The following is a 15,505-nucleotide window of genomic DNA, read 5'->3' on the forward strand; positions in this document are numbered from 1 at the left end:
ACCGTGATCAGGTGCGGCCGAGTTCGTCGGCGACATGTGCCGCCCACGCCTCGATCGCGGCGAAGTCCCGGAAGTCACCCCCCTTTCCGGAGCGAAGGATCATCCCGGCCATCCGCCCCTTCGCGCCGTCTTCGAGGCAGCCGCCGAAGGTGATGTGTTCCCGGACGTCCAACCGCGTCATCGCGCGCCGTACTCCGGGCACGGGCGGGATGTCCCGCTCGGAGGCGGAGGCGTCCAGCGGGCCGCTGCTGAAGAACCACACGGGCCGCTCGGCGAGTGCGCGGCGGTGGCGGCGGACGAACCGGCGGGCGTCCTTCTGCCAGCGGCCGGCGTACAGCCCGCCGCCGACCACGACCGCGTCGTACGGCTCCACACTCGCCACGGACCGGGCCGGAAGGACCTCGGTCGTCAGGCCGGCCTTGCGCAGGACGTCCTCGATGGTCTCGGCGATCCTCGCCGTCGATCCGTTCGTCGTTCCGTAGGTGACCAACACGGTGCCGGTCATGGCGGCACGCCTCCTTTCACGGTCCGCGCAGCCAGTCGTCGGCCGCGTCGTGCAGGGCCTGTTCCGCGCGTATGCGCGCGTCGTCCAGGTGGTAGGTCAGTTTGTCGACCACGTCGACCACGCCGTCGATCTGGCGGGTCATGGAGACGGCGATCTCCGTGGCGGACTTGTGTTCCATGTGGCCGGTGAGTGTGACGACGCCTTGCGTCACCGCGACGTCGATGCTGCGGGCCGGCAGCCACAGGATGCGTCCCAGGACGTCGTCGATCACCTCGTCGCGGATCTCCCGGTCCGGGCGCAGGAACACCTGGAGCAGGTCGCGCCGGGTGACGATGCCGACCAGCCGGTCCTCCTCGTCGAGGACGGGGAGCCGTTCCACATGCCGCTCGGCCATGGTGCGGGCCGCTTCCGCGATGGTGGCGTCGGCGTGCACCGTGACGGGCGGCCTCGACATCAGCCGTCCGGCCGTACGGGCCTTCGCCTTGGCGGCCCGCCTGCGGGCGCCGCGGGTCAACTGTGCGAGCCCCGCGCGGCGCGTCGGTTCGTAAGGGCCGGGTGTGGCCGCCTGCCGCACCACAAGGTCCGTCTCGGAGATGACGCCGATGACCTTGTCGTCCTCGTCGACGACCGGCAGTCCGCTGATCCGGTGGTCCGCGATGAGTCGCACGACCTCCTTGAACGGGGTGGCGTACTCGGCGTGGACGACGTCCGTCGTCATCACGGAGCCGACCTTGTCGTGCTTCATGTCCGATTACCTCCTCAGCGGAGTCGGCGCAGATAGGGGTCCTGGGGTCCACGGGGCAGCAGTCGCACACGCGCGTCGAGGACGGTGACCCCGCCCGGTGTCGCCAGGACCGGGTTGAAGTCGGCCTCGGCGAGCTGCGGCAGGTCCGCCGCCATCCGGGACAGCCGCAGGAGCACCTGCTCCAGGTCGTCCAGGTCGATCGGCCGATGGCCGGCCGAGCCGAACAGCAGGGGCGCGCAGCGCGGGGATGTGATCAGGTCGTGCACGTCGTGGTCGGTGAGCGGGGCGAGCCGGGCCGCGTGGTCGGCCAGCACCTCGGTGGCCGTGCCTCCGAGGCCGAACAGGACGAGCGGGCCGAAGACCTGGTCCTGGACGACACCGGCGAACAGTTCGGTGCCGCGGTCGGCGAGGGGCTGCACGACCACCCCGGTCAGCAGGCCGGCGAAGCGCGTCTGCAGGTCCCGGAACGCGGCCCGGACCTGGAACTCGCCCCGCAGATCCAGGTGGACGGCGTGCTGCTCGCTCTTGTGGACCAGGCCCGGCCAGTGAGCCTTCATCACGACCCGCCCGTCGGCGCCGTGCAGCCGCTCCGCGGCGCGGACGGCCTCGTCCTCGGTCTCGGCCCACGCCCACGGGATCTGCGGGATGCCGTAGCAGGCCAGGAGGTCGGCGCAGACGTTCGGGTCGAGCCAGCCGCCGTCCGGGTGCTCGGCCAGGTGGGCGTCGACGATCGCGCGGGCCCGCTCGGAGTCGACGTCGTCGAGCGTCGGTACGGTGCCCGCGGGGCGGGCGAGCCAGGCCGCGCGATGCGCAGCGTGGGCCAACGCGCGTGCCGCGGCCTGCGGTTCGGCGTAGGCGGGGACGGTGCCCCCGCCGACGGCGGTGAGCAGCCGGACCGGCAGGTCCTGCTCCAGGCGTACGACGGCCACCGGCTTCGCCCGGCGTGCGGGTGCCTCGGTGACGGCCCGCACCAGATCGTCACCCGTGGCGACGGCGACTGCCGTGGGAACGAGGGCGACCAGCACGGCGTCGATGCCCGGGTACCGCATGAGCCGGTCCAGGCATTGCGTGAGCTGTTCCTCGGTGACGGAGGCGGTGGCGTCGACGGGGTTGCCGACGGCCGCTCCCTCGGGCAGTACGCCGAGCAGTTCGTCGGTCATCGCGGGCGTGAACGACGGCAGGGCGAGACCCGCCTCCGCACAGGCGTCGGCGGCCAGCACCCCGGCTCCGCCCGCGTTGGTGACGATGGCGACACGGGTCCCTTCGGGCAGTGGCTGGGAGTGCAACAGGGCCGCTGTCTCCAGGAGTTCGCCGATCGAGCGGGTGGCGGTGATGCCGGCCTGGGTGAACAGGGCCCCGCGGGTCATGGTGGGGGTGGCGGCGGCAGCGGTGTGCGAGGCCGCGGCGCGCCGTCCGGCCACCGACCGGCCCGCGTCCACGGTCAGCACCGGCATGCGGCGGGTGACCCGGCGGGCTGTGCGGGAGAAGGCCCGCGGGTTGCCGAAGGACTCCAGATGCAGCAGGGCGAGGTCGGTGCGGCAGTCGCTCTCCCACCACTGCAGCAGATCGTTGCCGCTGACGTCGTACTTGTCGCCGAGCGAGACGAAGGACGACACGCCGATGCCGAGCCGGGACAGCCCGTCCAGCAGGGCGATGCCGACCCCGCCGGACTGCACGGCGACGCCCGCGGTGCCGGGCCTCGGATGATCGGCCGCGAACGTCGCGTCGAGACGCAGCTCGGGGTCCATGTTGGAGATGCCCAGGCAGTTGGGGCCGACCAGGCGCATGCCGTAGCTGCGGCAGGCGGCCAGCAGTGCCTGCGCCTGGGCGTGGTCGAGTCCCGCAGTGACGACGACGAGCGCGCGCACGCCCGCTGCGCCGCACTCCTCGGCGGTGGCCGGGACCGCCGCGGCCGGCACCGCCACGACCACGAGGTCCGGGGTCTTGGGCAGGGCGCTGATGGACGGGTAGCACTGCACGCCGAGTACCGAGGACATACTCGGGTTCACGGCGAACAGGCGGCGCGTGAAGCCGCCGGAGTGCAGATGGTGCAGGATCGCCCGGCCCACCGAGCCGGGCCTGCGTCCGGCGCCGACGACGGCGACCACGTCGGGGCGCAGCAGCGGTTCGAGGCTGGCCACGTCGGCCGACCGGCCGCGGGCCTCGACCGCGGAGAGGTAGGTGTCGTCCTCGTCGAGATGGATGGTGCAGCGCACTTCCGGTCCCTCGTAGCGGCGGACGGTGCGCAGGCCGAGGTCGGCGAAGAGCCGGAGCACCTTGTTGTTCTCGCTCAGCGCGTCGGCCGTGAAGGTGGTGATGCCGTCGGCGCGGGCCGCGGAGACCAGGTGTTCGACGAGCAGGGTTCCCACTCCGCGGTGGTGCAGTCCGTCGGCGACCGCGATGGAGATCTCCGCCGGGCCGCCCTCCTGCCCGCCGGTGTCGTATTCGGCGAGGCCGAGCACCTGTTCCTTCGCCTCGGCCAGCAGGGCCCGGTAGCCGGGACGAGCGGGGGCGCAGGCCCGGTCGGCGGCCATGGCGGCCGACCGGCGGCTCGCTACGAAGAACCTCAGACGGAGGTTCTCCGGGGACATCTGCTCGTAGAGCCCTTCCAACTGGTCGTGGTCTTCGGGCGTGACAGGCCGGATGCACACGGTGGTCCCGTCCGCGAGCAGCGCGTGGGCGGGCGGTCGGTCGAGCAGGTGGTCCCTCATCGCGGGTCTCCTCCAAAACCGGTTGCCACTTCGAGCATCCGGTGGGGTGGCGTGTGATCCCATGGGCTGTCCGGGGCGGAGTGTGGGCCGATCGGCCCTGATGTGTGCTCCGCCCCGGAGCCGGTCACTCGTCGGCCACGAGGGCCGTGAGGTCGAGGAGCCGGTTGGTGTAGCCCCACTCGTTGTCGTACCAGCCGAAGATCTTGGCCAGGGTTCCGTTGGCCTGGGTCAGGGCCGGGTCGAAGACGCAGGACGAGGGGTCGCCGATGACGTCGCGGGAGACGATCGGGGCCTTCGAGACGCGCAGGATGCCGTTGAGGGGGCCCTCGGCGGCCGCGTCGAACGCGGCGTTGATCTCGTCGACGGTCGCCTCGCGGTTCAGCACCACCGCGAGGTCGGTCAGTGAGCCGTCCTCGACGGGCACACGGACCGCGATCCCGTCCAGCGCCCCGGCCAGTTCCGGCACCACCAGGCCCACGGCGCGTGCGGCGCCCGTGCTGGTCGGGATGATGCTCAGGGCCGCCGAGCGCGCCCGGCGCAGGTCCTTGTGCGGGCCGTCGAGGAGGGACTGGTCGTTGGTGTAGCCGTGGATCGTGGTCATCACGCCGCGTTCGATGCCGAAGGCGTCGTCGAGGACCTTGACCATGGGGGCGACGCAGTTGGTGGTGCAGGAGGCGGCGGAGACGATCCGGTCGCGGTGGCGGTCGTAGTTGGCGTCGTTGACGCCCATGACGATGGTGGCGTCCACGCCCTTGCCCGGTGCCGACAGCAGCACGGTGTGGGCTCCGCCCTTGAGGTGCAGGGCGGCGGAGTCGCGGTCGCGGAAGCGTCCGGTGGACTCGATCACGATGCCGGCGCCGTAGTCGGACCAGTGCAGGGCGGCCGGGTCGCGCTCGGCGGTGACGGCGATGCGCCGGCCGTCGACGGTGATCGAGCTGTCGTCGTGAGTGACGTCGCGTCCGATGTGCCCGAACGTGGAGTCGTACTCGAGCAGGTGGGCGAGGGTGGCGGGCGAGGTGATGTCGTTGATCGCGACGACCTCGACGTCCTGGGTGCCCGCTTCCGCGCGGTCGAGTGCCGCGCGCAGGTAGGTGCGGCCGATGCGGCCGAATCCGTTGATGCCGACGCGTACGGTCATGGTGGTGGGTTCCTTTCGGCGTCAGGGGTGTTCAGGCGTTCCAGCTCCGGTCGGTGACCTCGGCGTCGGTCAGGGCTGCTCGGGTACGACGACGACGGGGCAGGCCGCGTGATGCAGGACTCCGTGGGCCACACGGCCGAGTTGCAGCCCGAGGTGGTCCGGGTGGCGCCGGGCGCCGACGACCAGCAGGTCGGCACGGTGGGAGGCGGCCAGCAGGACACGGCGGGCGTGGCCCTCGACGGCGTGCGGGCGCAGTCGTACGTGCTCCGGCGCGTCCCGCAGCGCCTCCTCCAGCGTTTCCACGGCCCGTTCCTCGTGCAGTCGGGCGGGTTCTCCGGCCAGCAGCGGGTGGTCGGTCGTCTCGTGCGCCGGGCACCGCCAGGCGCGTACGGCTTCCAGCTCGACGCCGCGCAGTTCGGCCTCCCGCAGGGCGAAGCGCACCGCCGCGGAGTCGGCCGCCTTGTCGCCGACGCCCACCGCGATCCGGCCGTGCGTTGCGGAACGGGCCTGATTGTCGTGGCTGCCGCGGAGCACGATGACCGGGCAGTGGGCGTATGCGGCCACGGTCAGGCTGACCGAACCGAGCAGCATCTCGACCATGCCGCTGCGGCCCCGGGTGCCCATCACCAGCGCGGACGCGTTACGGCTCTCGCGTACGAGTGCGTATTCGGGTTCTTCGGGCAGGACGTCGGTGGAGATCTTCACGCCGGTCTGGCGCAGCGCCGCGCGGCGGGCGGCCGCGGCGACGATGTCCTCGGCGATCACCTGCTCGGACGGCCTGCCCACTTCCTGCGCGAGCGAGGTGCCCTCGTAGCGCTCCCACAGCGAGGCGTACACCAGCCGCAGCGGCACCCCGCGCAGTGCGGCCTCGTCGGCCGCCCAGTCCACGGCCCGCAGACTGGGCTCCGACCCGTCGACCCCTACGACCAGCGGCAGGTCCATCGCGCTCACCGCCCCGCCCCGAGATCGAACACGATCCGTGCCTTGACCTGCCCGCGCAGCACCTCGTCGATGGATTCGTTGACCGAGGACAGCGGACGGGTCTCGCAGATCACCCGTGTCCGCCCGGCCGCGTGCAGCTGGAACACCTCGGCCAGGTCCTGCCGGGTGCCCACGATCGAACCGATCACGGACGTCCCGTTCAGCACCGTGTCGAAGATCGGAACGCGCACCGTGCCGTGCGCGGGCAGCGCCACCATCACCAGCCGCCCGCCGCGCCGCAGGCCCGCGTTGACGGCCTCGAACGCGGCGTCGTTCACGGCCAGCGCGAGTGCCGCATGCGCGCCGCCGTACCGCTTGAGCACCTTGCCCACGTCGTCCGTGCGGGCGTCGATGACCAGGTCCGCGCCCAGCTCGGCGGCGAGCTCCAGCTTGTCGTCCGTGACGTCGATCGCGGCCACCTGCGCGCCGGCGATCTTCGCGTACTGCACCGCCAGATGCCCCAGCCCGCCGATCCCGGAGACAGCCACCAGCTGCGCCGGCCGCACCTGCGCGACCTTGAGCGCCTTGTAGGTGGTCACGCCGGCACAGGTCAGCGGGGCCGCCTCCACCGCGCTGATGCCCGGCGGCACCGGCTGCGCGAAGTCCGCCCAGGCCAGCATCTTCTCCGCGTACCCGCCGTCACAGCCGTACCCGGTGTTGACCTGCCGCTCGCACAGCGTCTCCCAGCCGGACAGGCAGTGCTCGCACCGCCCGCACGCCCACCCCAGCCAGGGGACCGCCACCCGGTCCCCCACGCTCAGGTGCGTGACGCCCTCGCCGAGCGCCTCCACCACACCCACACCCTCGTGCCCGGGCACGAACGGCGGGTTCGGCCGGACCGGCCAGTCACCGTGCGCCGCGTGGATGTCGGTGTGGCACAGCCCGGAGGCCTCCACCCGGACCCGCACCTGACCGACACCCGGCTCCGGGTCCGGACGTTCCTCGATCACCAGGGGCTCACCAAAGGCCCGTACAACCGCTGCCTTCATGACGTCTGCTCCTCAGCAAGTGGGTCAGCCGTGGGCCACGACGGCGACGGGGGCGGTGGAGTGGTGCAGGACGGCGTGCGTGACGTGGCCGATGTGCGCGCCAAGGGGGCTGCGGCGGATCCGCCGGCCCACAACCACCATCGAGGCCGCCTGCGAGGCCTCGACGAGGTGCACGGCGGGGCTGCCGTACCGGGACTCCTCGGTGACCTCGACGTCCGGGTACTTCTGCCGCCAGGGGCGCAGGGCCACGGTCAGGGTCTGGGCGTCGTTCAGGGCCAGCGCCTCGTTGAGGGCGGGATTGGCCGGTGTGCCGTACGCGTAGTACGGCGGCGGGTACCAGGCGTGCACGACGCGCAGGGACGTGCCGCGGCGTACGGCGGCGTCGAAGGCGAACCGGATCAGTGTCTCGTCGGGGTGGTCGGTGTCGAGGCCCAGGACCACGGGCCGGAAGGGTGTCGCGGCGGACGGGATGCCCGCCGGGTCCATCTCGTGCTCGTCGGCGGCCTGTTCCGCCGCTCTGACCAGCACGACGGGCTGCTCGGCGTGGGCGACGACGCTCAGTCCGACGGAGCCGACCATGAAGCCGCCGATGCCGCCGAGGCGTCGCGAGCCGAGGACGAGCAGTTCGGCGGTCTTCGCCGCCTCGGACAGCGCCTCGCCGGGGCTGCCGGAGAGCTGCTCGCTGGTGACCTCGACGCCGGGGTGGCGCAGGCGCAGACCGTCGGCCGACTCGCGAGGAATGCGTTCGGTCCAGTGCTGGTGGGTCTCGGTCCCGAGCAGCGGGGCCTGTGCCATGGGCTCGGGGACGGGCTCCCAGACATGGACGATCTTCAGCGGCAGATCGAGCAACTTGGCTTCCCGGGCTGCCCATTCGGCCGCGGCACGGCTTTCGGGCGAGCCGTCGAGACCTACGGTGACGGTGCGGGGCATGATCTCCACCTTCTGGCGCAAGGGATCCGGTTCCGGAGTCGTGTTCGGCTGTTGCCTGACACACCTCACTCTGGCGCTCCGCGGGGAGTTGCGCCGGATGCCGAAGGTCGGTGACTGTTGGGCTGAACGTCCCTGTGTCCAAGGCCTGTTGTCGAACTCCGCAGGCCACGGCAGGTCAGTGGGCCGCCAGCCCCTGAGCGCGGAACTGCTCTCGCACCCGCTCGATCAGTTCGGCGGACGGCCGGGGAGCGTCCTTGAGGGGGAAGGGAATGCCGAGCGAGCCGTACTTCGCGGCGCCGAGTTTGTGGAACGGGAGGATGTCGACGCGCTGGACGGCGGGGAGCCCGGCGACGAAGTGGGCCAGGCCGTCGATGGGATCCGGTGCGTCGGTCCAGCCGGGGACCAGGACGTAGCGGATCCACATCGGGATGCCGAGCCGGTCGAGGCGGGTGGCGAAGTTCAGGGTGGGTGAGAGTTCACCTCCGGTCAGCTTTCGGTACGTGTTGACGTCGAAGGACTTGATGTCCAGCAGGACCAGGTCGACGTCCGCGAGGAGTTCGTCGGTGGCTCGGGCGCCGAGGAAGCCGGAGGTGTCGAGGGCGGTGTGCAGTCCGGCCTCCTTGCAGCGCCGGAGCACCGCCCCGGCGAAGGCCGACTGGAGGAGCGGTTCGCCGCCGGTGAGGGTCACTCCGCCGCCGGCCGTGGTGACGAAGGGCCGGTACTTCTCGATCTCGGCCATCACCTCGTCGACCGTGACCTCCCTGCCGTCGCGCATGTGCCAGGTGTCCGGGTTGGCGCAGTACAGGCAGCGCAGCGGGCAGCCGCTGAAGAAGAGGACGAACCGGGTCCCGGGACCGTCCACGCCGGTGGACAGGTCCCAGGAGTGGATCCGGCCTTTCGTCATCGTGTTCACAGCGATCCGTGGAAGGTACGGCTGATCACGTCGAGCTGCTGCTCACGGGTCAGGCGGACGAAGTTCACGGCGTATCCCGAGACGCGGATGGTCAGGTCCGGATAGTTCTCCGGGTGTTCCATGGCGTCCTCGAGCTTGGCGCGGTCCAGGACGTTCACGTTCATGTGGAAGCCGCCGGCCGCCGTGTAGGCGTCGAGGATGCCGACCAGGTTCCCGGCGCGTTCCTCCGGGCGGTGGCCCAGTCCCTCCGGGGTGATGGTCGTGGTCAGCGAGATGCCGTCGCGGGCGTGCTCGTACGGCAGCTTGGCGACCGAGAGCGCGGACGCGGCCACTCCGTGCCGGTCGCGGCCGTTCATCGGGTTGGCGCCGGGTGCGAAGGGCTGTCCGGCGCGCCGCCCGTCGGGGGTGTTGCCGGTGTGCTTGCCGTAGACGACGTTGGAGGTGATGGTGAGGACCGACTGGGTGTGTTCGGCGTTGCGGTAGGTGGGGTGCTTGCGCACCTTCGCCATGAACGAATCGACCAGGTCGACGGCGAGCGTGTCGGCGCGGTCGTCGTTGTTCCCGTACGCCGGGTAGTCGCCCTCGACCTCGTAGTCCACCGCCAGTCCGGTGGCGTCCCGGACGACCTTCACACGCGCGTACTTGACGGCGGAGAGGCTGTCGGCGGCGACGGACAGACCGGCGATGCCACAGGCCATGAAGCGGTGCACGGGGTAGTCGTGGAGGGCCATCTCAAGGCGCTCGTAGGCGTACTTGTCGTGCATGTAGTGGATGACGTTGAGGGCGTTGACGTACGTCCGTGCCAGCCATTCGAGCATCCGGTCGTACGCCGCGGCCAGTTCCTCGTAGTCCAGGTACTCACCCGTCAGCGCGGGCGCCGCGGGGGCGATCTGTTCGCCGGTCATCTCGTCCCGGCCGCCGTTGATCGCGTACAGGAGTGCCTTGGCGAGGTTGACCCGCGCCCCGAAGAACTGCATCTGCCGGCCCACCGCCATGGCCGAGACACAGCAGGCGATCGCGGTGTCGTCGCCGGTGCACGGGCGCATCAGCTCGTCGGACTCGTACTGGACGGCGCTGGTGTCGACCGAGACCTGACCGCAGAACCTCTTGAACCCGGACGGGAGCCGGGGCGACCACAGCACGGTCAGGTTCGGCTCGGGTGCGGGCCCCAGGTTGTACAGGGTCTGCAGGAAGCGGAACGAGGTGCGGGTGACCAGCGGGCGGCCGTCCGTGCCGATGCCGCCGATGGACTCGGTCACCCAGGTGGGGTCGCCGGAGAACAGGGCGTCGTACTCGGGCGTGCGCAGGAAGCGCACGATCCGCAGCTTGATGACGAAGTCGTCGACCAGCTCCTGGGCGCGTGTCTCGTCGATGATCCCCTCGTCCAGGTCCCGCTGCAGGAAGACGTCCAGGAAGGTCGAGGTGCGGCCCAGCGACATGGCGGCGCCGTTCTGCTCCTTCACCGCGGCCAGGTACGCGAGGTACAGCCACTGGACGGCCTCGTGCGCGGTGGTGGCGGGGCGGGAGACGTCGCAGCCGTATGTCGCCGCCATACGGGTCAGCTCGCCCAGCGCCTTGATCTGCTCGGCGAGCTCCTCACGGTCGCGGATGATGTGCTCGGTCGACGGCTCGCCGTCCAGCCGCGCCTTTTCGGCCTGCTTGGCCGCGATCAGCCGGTCGGTGCCGTAGAGCGCCACGCGCCGGTAGTCGCCGATGATCCGGCCGCGTCCGTAGGCGTCCGGGAGGCCGGTGATGACGGCGGCCTTGCGAGCGGCGCGCATCTCCGGTGTGTAGGCGTCGAAGACGCCGTCGTTGTGGGTCTTGCGGTAGCTGCCGAAGACCTTGGTCACGAAGGGGTCGGGCTCGTAGCCGTACGCCTTGAGGCCGTTCTCCACCATCCGCAGCCCGCCATTGGGCATGATCGCCCGCTTCAGGGGTGCGTCCGTCTGCAGGCCGACGATCAGCTCGCGCTCCCGGTCGATGTAGCCGGGCGCGTGCGAGGTGATGGTCGACGGGATGGCGGTGTCGACATCGAGGATGCCCCGGCGCCGCTCCTCCGGGAAGAGTGCGCTCACCTTGGTCCAGACGGCGCGCGTGCGGTCGGTGGGACCGCTCAGGAAGCGGGCGTCGCCCTCGTACGGGGTGTAGTTGGCCTGTACGAAGTCGCGTACGTCGATCCCCTCGCGCCAGTGGGTGCCCGTGAAGCCGTGCCAGGCGTCCGTCGTGCGGTTCCCGACTGGCATGGTTGCGGTCATCGTCGGTTCTCTCCTCGCCTAGGCGCTTCCTTGTACTTCGGATCCTTGTCGCTCGTGACGATCACGGGGAGTGCCGACAGGGACACATCCGGGTGCGCCGGTGGGCCCATCGGCTCTGGTACATATGGACCGGTACACAGGGACCGGGCAGGCGATGATCGTCATGGAGGCCGGCGGTTTGTCGTTCTTCGTCCGGGGAACAAGGGGTCGTCATGACGCAGACACGCACGTTCACGGAGCAGGACCCGATCCGCGTGTTCCTGGTCGACGACCACGAGGTCGTACGGCGCGGCCTGACCGACCTGCTCGACGCCGAGCCCGACATCTCGGTCGTCGGTGACGCCGGCACCGTCCAGCAGGCACTCGCCCGAGGCCCCGCCCTGCGGCCGCACGTCGCCGTCCTCGACGTCCGTCTCCCCGACGGCGACGGCATCACGGTCTGCCGGGAGCTGCGCAGCCAGATGCCGGAGCTCACATGTCTGATGCTGACCTCGTTCGACGACGAGGACGCGCTGCTGGACGCGATCATGGCCGGGGCCTCGGGCTATGTCCTCAAGCAGATCAAGGGCTCGGACCTGATCTCGGCGGTGCGCACCGTCGCCTCGGGCCAGTCGATGCTGGACCCCGCGACCACGGCCCGCCTGATGCGCTCCCTGCGCACCGACCCCGTGGGCACTCCGGCCATGCCGGCCGAGCTGGCGAGCCTGTCGCCGCGCGAGCGGGAGATCCTCGCCCTGATCGGCGAGGGCCTGACCAACCGCGAGATCGGCAGGAAGCTCTATCTGTCGGAGAAGACGGTCAAGAACCACATCTCACGGATGCTGGCCAAGCTGGGCGTACAGCGCCGCGTGCAGGCCGCGGTCCTCGCCTCGCACCTGGAACAACCGGATTCCCAGGACCGTCCGCCTCAGCGGTGAAGGCCCGATGGCCCCACCCCTAGGGCCTGACAGCCCTGTACCGCAGAGGGTGCTCGCAGAAGTCTGGATCTGCCCAACGATCTCAAGGAGCGGATCCCATGACTGCCAAGGACATCGGCACTCACGTCAGCACCACCACCGACCTGCGGGTGCGCACGGAAGGCGAGGTGGGCGAGGAAGAACTCGCGTATCTGCGGGCCAAGGTCGACGCGGTCCTCGGCCGCCCCGGGGTGCCGGCCGTCCGCGGCGCCCTGAGGGTCGTCAAGGCGGTGGCGCACCACGCCGAGCAGCCCTGGTTCGCCGGGGCGGAGCTCGTGGTGGGGAACACCCTCGTCGTCGTGCACGCCCGGGAGGCGACGGCACATGAACTGGCGGACTCTTTGGCGGACCGGCTGCGCGGCCAGGTGAATCGGTTCCTGCACCGCAAGGAGGGGGCACGCAGGTCGTCGGCCCCGCCGCCGTGGCGCGGCGGCCGGGCCGACGACGGATCGCACCAGTAGGGGCACCCCAACGGCCGTGGCCCGCCGTGCCGGTCAGCCCCCGACAGGGACCATCGGCATCTGGGAGCGGCGGGCCCGGCCGCAAGAAGGTGGGGAGTACGAGCGACACCCGGTTCTCGGTGCCGCTCTCGTATGCACTGCCGGCCGACCTGCCGGCTCTCGTCAACGGAGGCGTATCCCAATGACCCGTCACGACGCCGGAATCGAGGCCACGGCCACCGCCGGGGCGCCGTCCGACATCGCCATCGCCGTGGACCAGTTGGTCACACAGGGACTCAAGGCGCTGGCCGACTACGAGGCCTTCACGCAGGAGCAGATCGACCACATCGTCAAGAAGGCCTCGGTCGCCGCCCTGGACCAGCACACGGCACTGGCCCGCCTCGCGGTCGAGGAGACGGGGCGCGGCGTCTTCGAGGACAAGGCGGCCAAGAACATGTTCGCGTGCGAGCACGTCACGCACAGCATCGCGCCCATGAAGACCGTCGGTGTGATCGCCCGTGACGACATCGAGGACATGACCGAGGTGGCCGAACCCGTCGGCGTGGTCTGCGCGATCACGCCGGTCACCAACCCGACCTCCACCACCGTCTTCAAGGCCCTGATGGCGCTGAAGACACGCAACCCGGTCGTCTTCGCCTTCCACCCCTCGGCGCAGCGGTGCAGCAGCGAGGCGGCGCGGATCGTACGGGACGCGGCCATCGCCGCCGGCGCGCCGGAGCACTGCATCCAGTGGATCGAGACCCCGTCGGTGGAGGCGACCAGCGTCCTGATGCACCACCCCGGTGTCTCCCTGATCCTCGCCACCGGCGGCAACGCCATGGTCAGGGCCGCCTACTCGGCGGGCAAGCCGGCTCTCGGCGTCGGCGCGGGCAACGTCCCCGCCTATGTGCACCGGAGCGCGAAGCTGCGCCGGGCCGTCAATGACCTGGTGCTGTCGAAGTCCTTCGACAACGGCATGATCTGCGCCTCCGAACAAGCCGTCATCCTGGACGAGGAGATCTACGACGCGGCACTGGCCGAGTTCCGCACCCTGCACGCCCATCTGGCGACCGCCGAGGAGAAGGCGAAGCTGGAGGCGTTCCTGTTCCCCGGCCAGGCCGCGAACTCGGGGTGCGAACCCAAGGTCAACGCCGCGGCCGTCGGCCAGAGCCCGGTGTGGATCGCCGAACAGGCCGGCTTCACCGTGCCCGCCGACACCTCGCTGATCCTCGTCCAGGCCGAACACGTCGGTCCGGACGAGCCGTTGACCCGCGAGAAGCTCTGCCCGGTGCTCGCCGTGCTGCGCGCGGGCTCGCAGGCACAGGGCTTCGACCTCGCCGCCGACATGGTCGCCTTCCACGGGCAGGGCCACAGCGCCGTCATCCACACGGAGGACCGGACGATCGCCGAGGCCTACGGCAGGCGGCTGAAGACCGTACGGATCATCGTCAACTCCCCGTCCTCGCAGGGCGCCATAGGCGGCATCTACAACAACCTGCTGCCGTCGCTCACCCTCGGCTGTGGCTCATGGGGCCACACGTCGGTGTCCAACAACGTCTCCGCCGCCCAGCTGCTGAACATCAAGCGGGTCGGCGCGCGCCGCAACAATCTGCAGTGGTTCAAGGTGCCCCCGAAGATCTATTTCGAGCCGCAGTCCATTCGCTATCTGGCCTCCATGCCGGATGTGCACCGCGTCACGATCGTCACGGACGCCACCATGACCCGCCTCGGCTTCGTCGACCGTGTCACCCGCGTCCTCCAGCGGCGCCACGAGCCGACGACGCTCCAGGTCATCGACAACGTGGAACCGGAGCCGAGCATCGAATCCGTCCGGCAGGGCGCCCGCCTGATGCACGACTTCCGCCCGGACACGATCATCGCGCTGGGCGGCGGCTCGCCGATGGACGCCGCCAAGGTGATGTGGCTGCTGTACGAGCACCCGGACATCGACTTCGCCGACATGCGGCAGAAGTTCTCCGACATCCGCAAGCGCGCCTTCCGCTTCCCGGTGCTGGGGGCCCGGGCCCGCCTGGTCTGCATCCCCACCACGTCGGGCACCGGCGCCGAGGTCACCCCCTTCGCGGTGATCTCCGACCCGGCCACCGGCAAGAAGTACCCGCTGGCCGACTACGCGCTGACGCCCAGCGTCGCCATCGTGGACCCGCTGCTCACGACGGAGCTGCCGCCCGCACTGGCCGCCGACAGCGGGTTCGACGCGCTCACCCACGCCATCGAGACGTATGTGTCCGTGTACGCGAACGACTTCACCGACGGCCTGGCCCTGCACGCGATCCGGCTCGTCTTCGAGAACATCGAAGCGGCGGTGAACGACCGCACGGGCCGCCCCGACGCGCGGGAGAAGATGCACAACGCCGGCACCATCGCCGGCATGGCCTTCGGCAATGCCTTCCTCGGCATCGTCCACGCCATGTCGCACACCCTCGGCGCCAGCTTCCACATCGCGCACGGCCGCACCAACGCGGTCCTCCTGCCGCATGTCATCCGCTACAACGGCACGGTCCCCACGAAGCTCACCGGCTGGCCCAAGTACGAGAGCTACCGCGCCCCCGAACGCTTCCAGGACATCGCCCGCACCCTCGGGCTGCCCGCCGGCACCCCGCAGGAGGGGGTGCAGTCGCTGGCCGCCGCGGTGGAACGGCTCCGGGACGCCGTGGGCATCGAGCCGTCGTTCCAGGCCCTCGGCATCGACGAACGCGCCTTCCTCGACGCCCTGCCCCAGCAGGCCCTGAACGCGTACGAGGACCAGTGCGCACCCGCCAACCCGCGGATGCCGATGCTCGACGACATGCAGGACATCATGCGCACCGCGTACTACGGCGCCGTACGGAACCGGCCGGACACGGGCCGGGGCCGCAAGACCCCCGCCTGAGGGGATCCACCTGCCGTGATGGACGGCCGGGCCCGTGCACGGCGCGCGGGCT

12 protein-coding genes are annotated in these 15,505 nt (G+C 70.8%); 3 read left to right on the forward strand and 9 right to left on the reverse strand.

The window, feature by feature from the left end; all coding sequences use genetic code 11:
• Positions 1-7: 7 nt before the first annotated feature.
• The 9 genes from ACZ4EG_RS08030 to pflB form a co-directional block, all read right to left on the reverse strand.
• Positions 8-505, reverse strand: a complete 498-nt coding sequence (locus ACZ4EG_RS08030; RefSeq protein ID WP_453546750.1) for a flavodoxin domain-containing protein — start codon at positions 503-505, stop codon at positions 8-10.
• Between the two features lie 16 nt (positions 506-521).
• The gene (locus tag ACZ4EG_RS08035) at positions 522-1,250 is read right to left on the reverse strand and encodes a CBS domain-containing protein (protein ID WP_467790000.1); all 729 of its coding nucleotides are present in this window, start codon (positions 1,248-1,250) and stop codon (positions 522-524) included.
• Between the two features lie 14 nt (positions 1,251-1,264).
• The gene (locus ACZ4EG_RS08040; protein WP_467790001.1) at positions 1,265-3,961 is read right to left on the reverse strand and encodes a bifunctional acetate--CoA ligase family protein/GNAT family N-acetyltransferase; all 2,697 of its coding nucleotides are present in this window, start codon (positions 3,959-3,961) and stop codon (positions 1,265-1,267) included.
• Positions 3,962-4,085: 124 nt separating this feature from the next.
• Entirely contained in the window at positions 4,086-5,099 is a 1,014-nt protein-coding gene (gap, locus tag ACZ4EG_RS08045) for a type I glyceraldehyde-3-phosphate dehydrogenase (RefSeq protein WP_467790002.1), read from the reverse strand.
• 69 nt (positions 5,100-5,168) lie between these two features.
• Complete coding sequence (locus ACZ4EG_RS08050; RefSeq protein WP_467790406.1) at positions 5,169-6,041, reverse strand: universal stress protein; 873 nt, start codon at positions 6,039-6,041, stop codon at positions 5,169-5,171.
• A gap of 5 nt (positions 6,042-6,046) precedes the next feature.
• Entirely contained in the window at positions 6,047-7,069 is a 1,023-nt protein-coding gene (gene adhP, locus ACZ4EG_RS08055) for an alcohol dehydrogenase AdhP (protein ID WP_453546742.1), read from the reverse strand.
• A 24-nt stretch (positions 7,070-7,093) separates the two neighbouring features.
• Positions 7,094-7,999: a universal stress protein gene (locus ACZ4EG_RS08060; protein WP_467790003.1), complete on the reverse strand. Its 906-nt coding sequence runs from the start codon at positions 7,997-7,999 to the stop codon at positions 7,094-7,096.
• A gap of 175 nt (positions 8,000-8,174) precedes the next feature.
• Positions 8,175-8,903 (reverse strand): pyruvate formate-lyase-activating protein, encoded by a 729-nt coding sequence (pflA, locus tag ACZ4EG_RS08065; RefSeq protein WP_467790004.1) that lies wholly within the window; start codon positions 8,901-8,903, stop codon positions 8,175-8,177.
• 5 nt (positions 8,904-8,908) lie between these two features.
• The gene (gene pflB, locus ACZ4EG_RS08070) at positions 8,909-11,167 is read right to left on the reverse strand and encodes a formate C-acetyltransferase (protein WP_453546736.1); all 2,259 of its coding nucleotides are present in this window, start codon (positions 11,165-11,167) and stop codon (positions 8,909-8,911) included.
• A gap of 212 nt (positions 11,168-11,379) precedes the next feature.
• Here pflB and ACZ4EG_RS08075 point away from each other — a divergent pair, with 212 nt between their 5' ends.
• From ACZ4EG_RS08075 to adhE, 3 genes are all read left to right on the forward strand, one after another.
• Complete coding sequence (locus ACZ4EG_RS08075; protein WP_453546734.1) at positions 11,380-12,084, forward strand: response regulator; 705 nt, start codon at positions 11,380-11,382, stop codon at positions 12,082-12,084.
• A gap of 98 nt (positions 12,085-12,182) precedes the next feature.
• Entirely contained in the window at positions 12,183-12,584 is a 402-nt protein-coding gene (locus ACZ4EG_RS08080; protein ID WP_467790005.1) for a hypothetical protein, read from the forward strand.
• Positions 12,585-12,765: 181 nt separating this feature from the next.
• Entirely contained in the window at positions 12,766-15,453 is a 2,688-nt protein-coding gene (gene adhE / locus ACZ4EG_RS08085) for a bifunctional acetaldehyde-CoA/alcohol dehydrogenase (protein ID WP_467790006.1), read from the forward strand.
• Positions 15,454-15,505 lie beyond the last annotated feature (52 nt).

The sequence above is a fragment of the Streptomyces sp. NPDC025638 genome, from assembly GCF_055558775.1.

Coding starts and splice junctions, on each gene's coding strand:
- ACZ4EG_RS08030 (WP_453546750.1), bottom strand. CDS start 505: ATGACCGGCACCGTGTTGGTCACCTACGGAACGACGAACGGATCGACG.
- ACZ4EG_RS08035 (WP_467790000.1), bottom strand. CDS start 1,250: ATGAAGCACGACAAGGTCGGCTCCGTGATGACGACGGACGTCGTCCAC.
- ACZ4EG_RS08040 (WP_467790001.1), bottom strand. CDS start 3,961: ATGAGGGACCACCTGCTCGACCGACCGCCCGCCCACGCGCTGCTCGCG.
- gap (WP_467790002.1), bottom strand. CDS start 5,099: ATGACCGTACGCGTCGGCATCAACGGATTCGGCCGCATCGGCCGCACC.
- ACZ4EG_RS08050 (WP_467790406.1), bottom strand. CDS start 6,041: ATGGACCTGCCGCTGGTCGTAGGGGTCGACGGGTCGGAGCCCAGTCTG.
- adhP (WP_453546742.1), bottom strand. CDS start 7,069: ATGAAGGCAGCGGTTGTACGGGCCTTTGGTGAGCCCCTGGTGATCGAG.
- ACZ4EG_RS08060 (WP_467790003.1), bottom strand. CDS start 7,999: ATGCCCCGCACCGTCACCGTAGGTCTCGACGGCTCGCCCGAAAGCCGT.
- pflA (WP_467790004.1), bottom strand. CDS start 8,903: ATGACGAAAGGCCGGATCCACTCCTGGGACCTGTCCACCGGCGTGGAC.
- pflB (WP_453546736.1), bottom strand. CDS start 11,167: ATGACCGCAACCATGCCAGTCGGGAACCGCACGACGGACGCCTGGCAC.
- ACZ4EG_RS08075 (WP_453546734.1), top strand. CDS start 11,380: ATGACGCAGACACGCACGTTCACGGAGCAGGACCCGATCCGCGTGTTC.
- ACZ4EG_RS08080 (WP_467790005.1), top strand. CDS start 12,183: ATGACTGCCAAGGACATCGGCACTCACGTCAGCACCACCACCGACCTG.
- adhE (WP_467790006.1), top strand. CDS start 12,766: ATGACCCGTCACGACGCCGGAATCGAGGCCACGGCCACCGCCGGGGCG.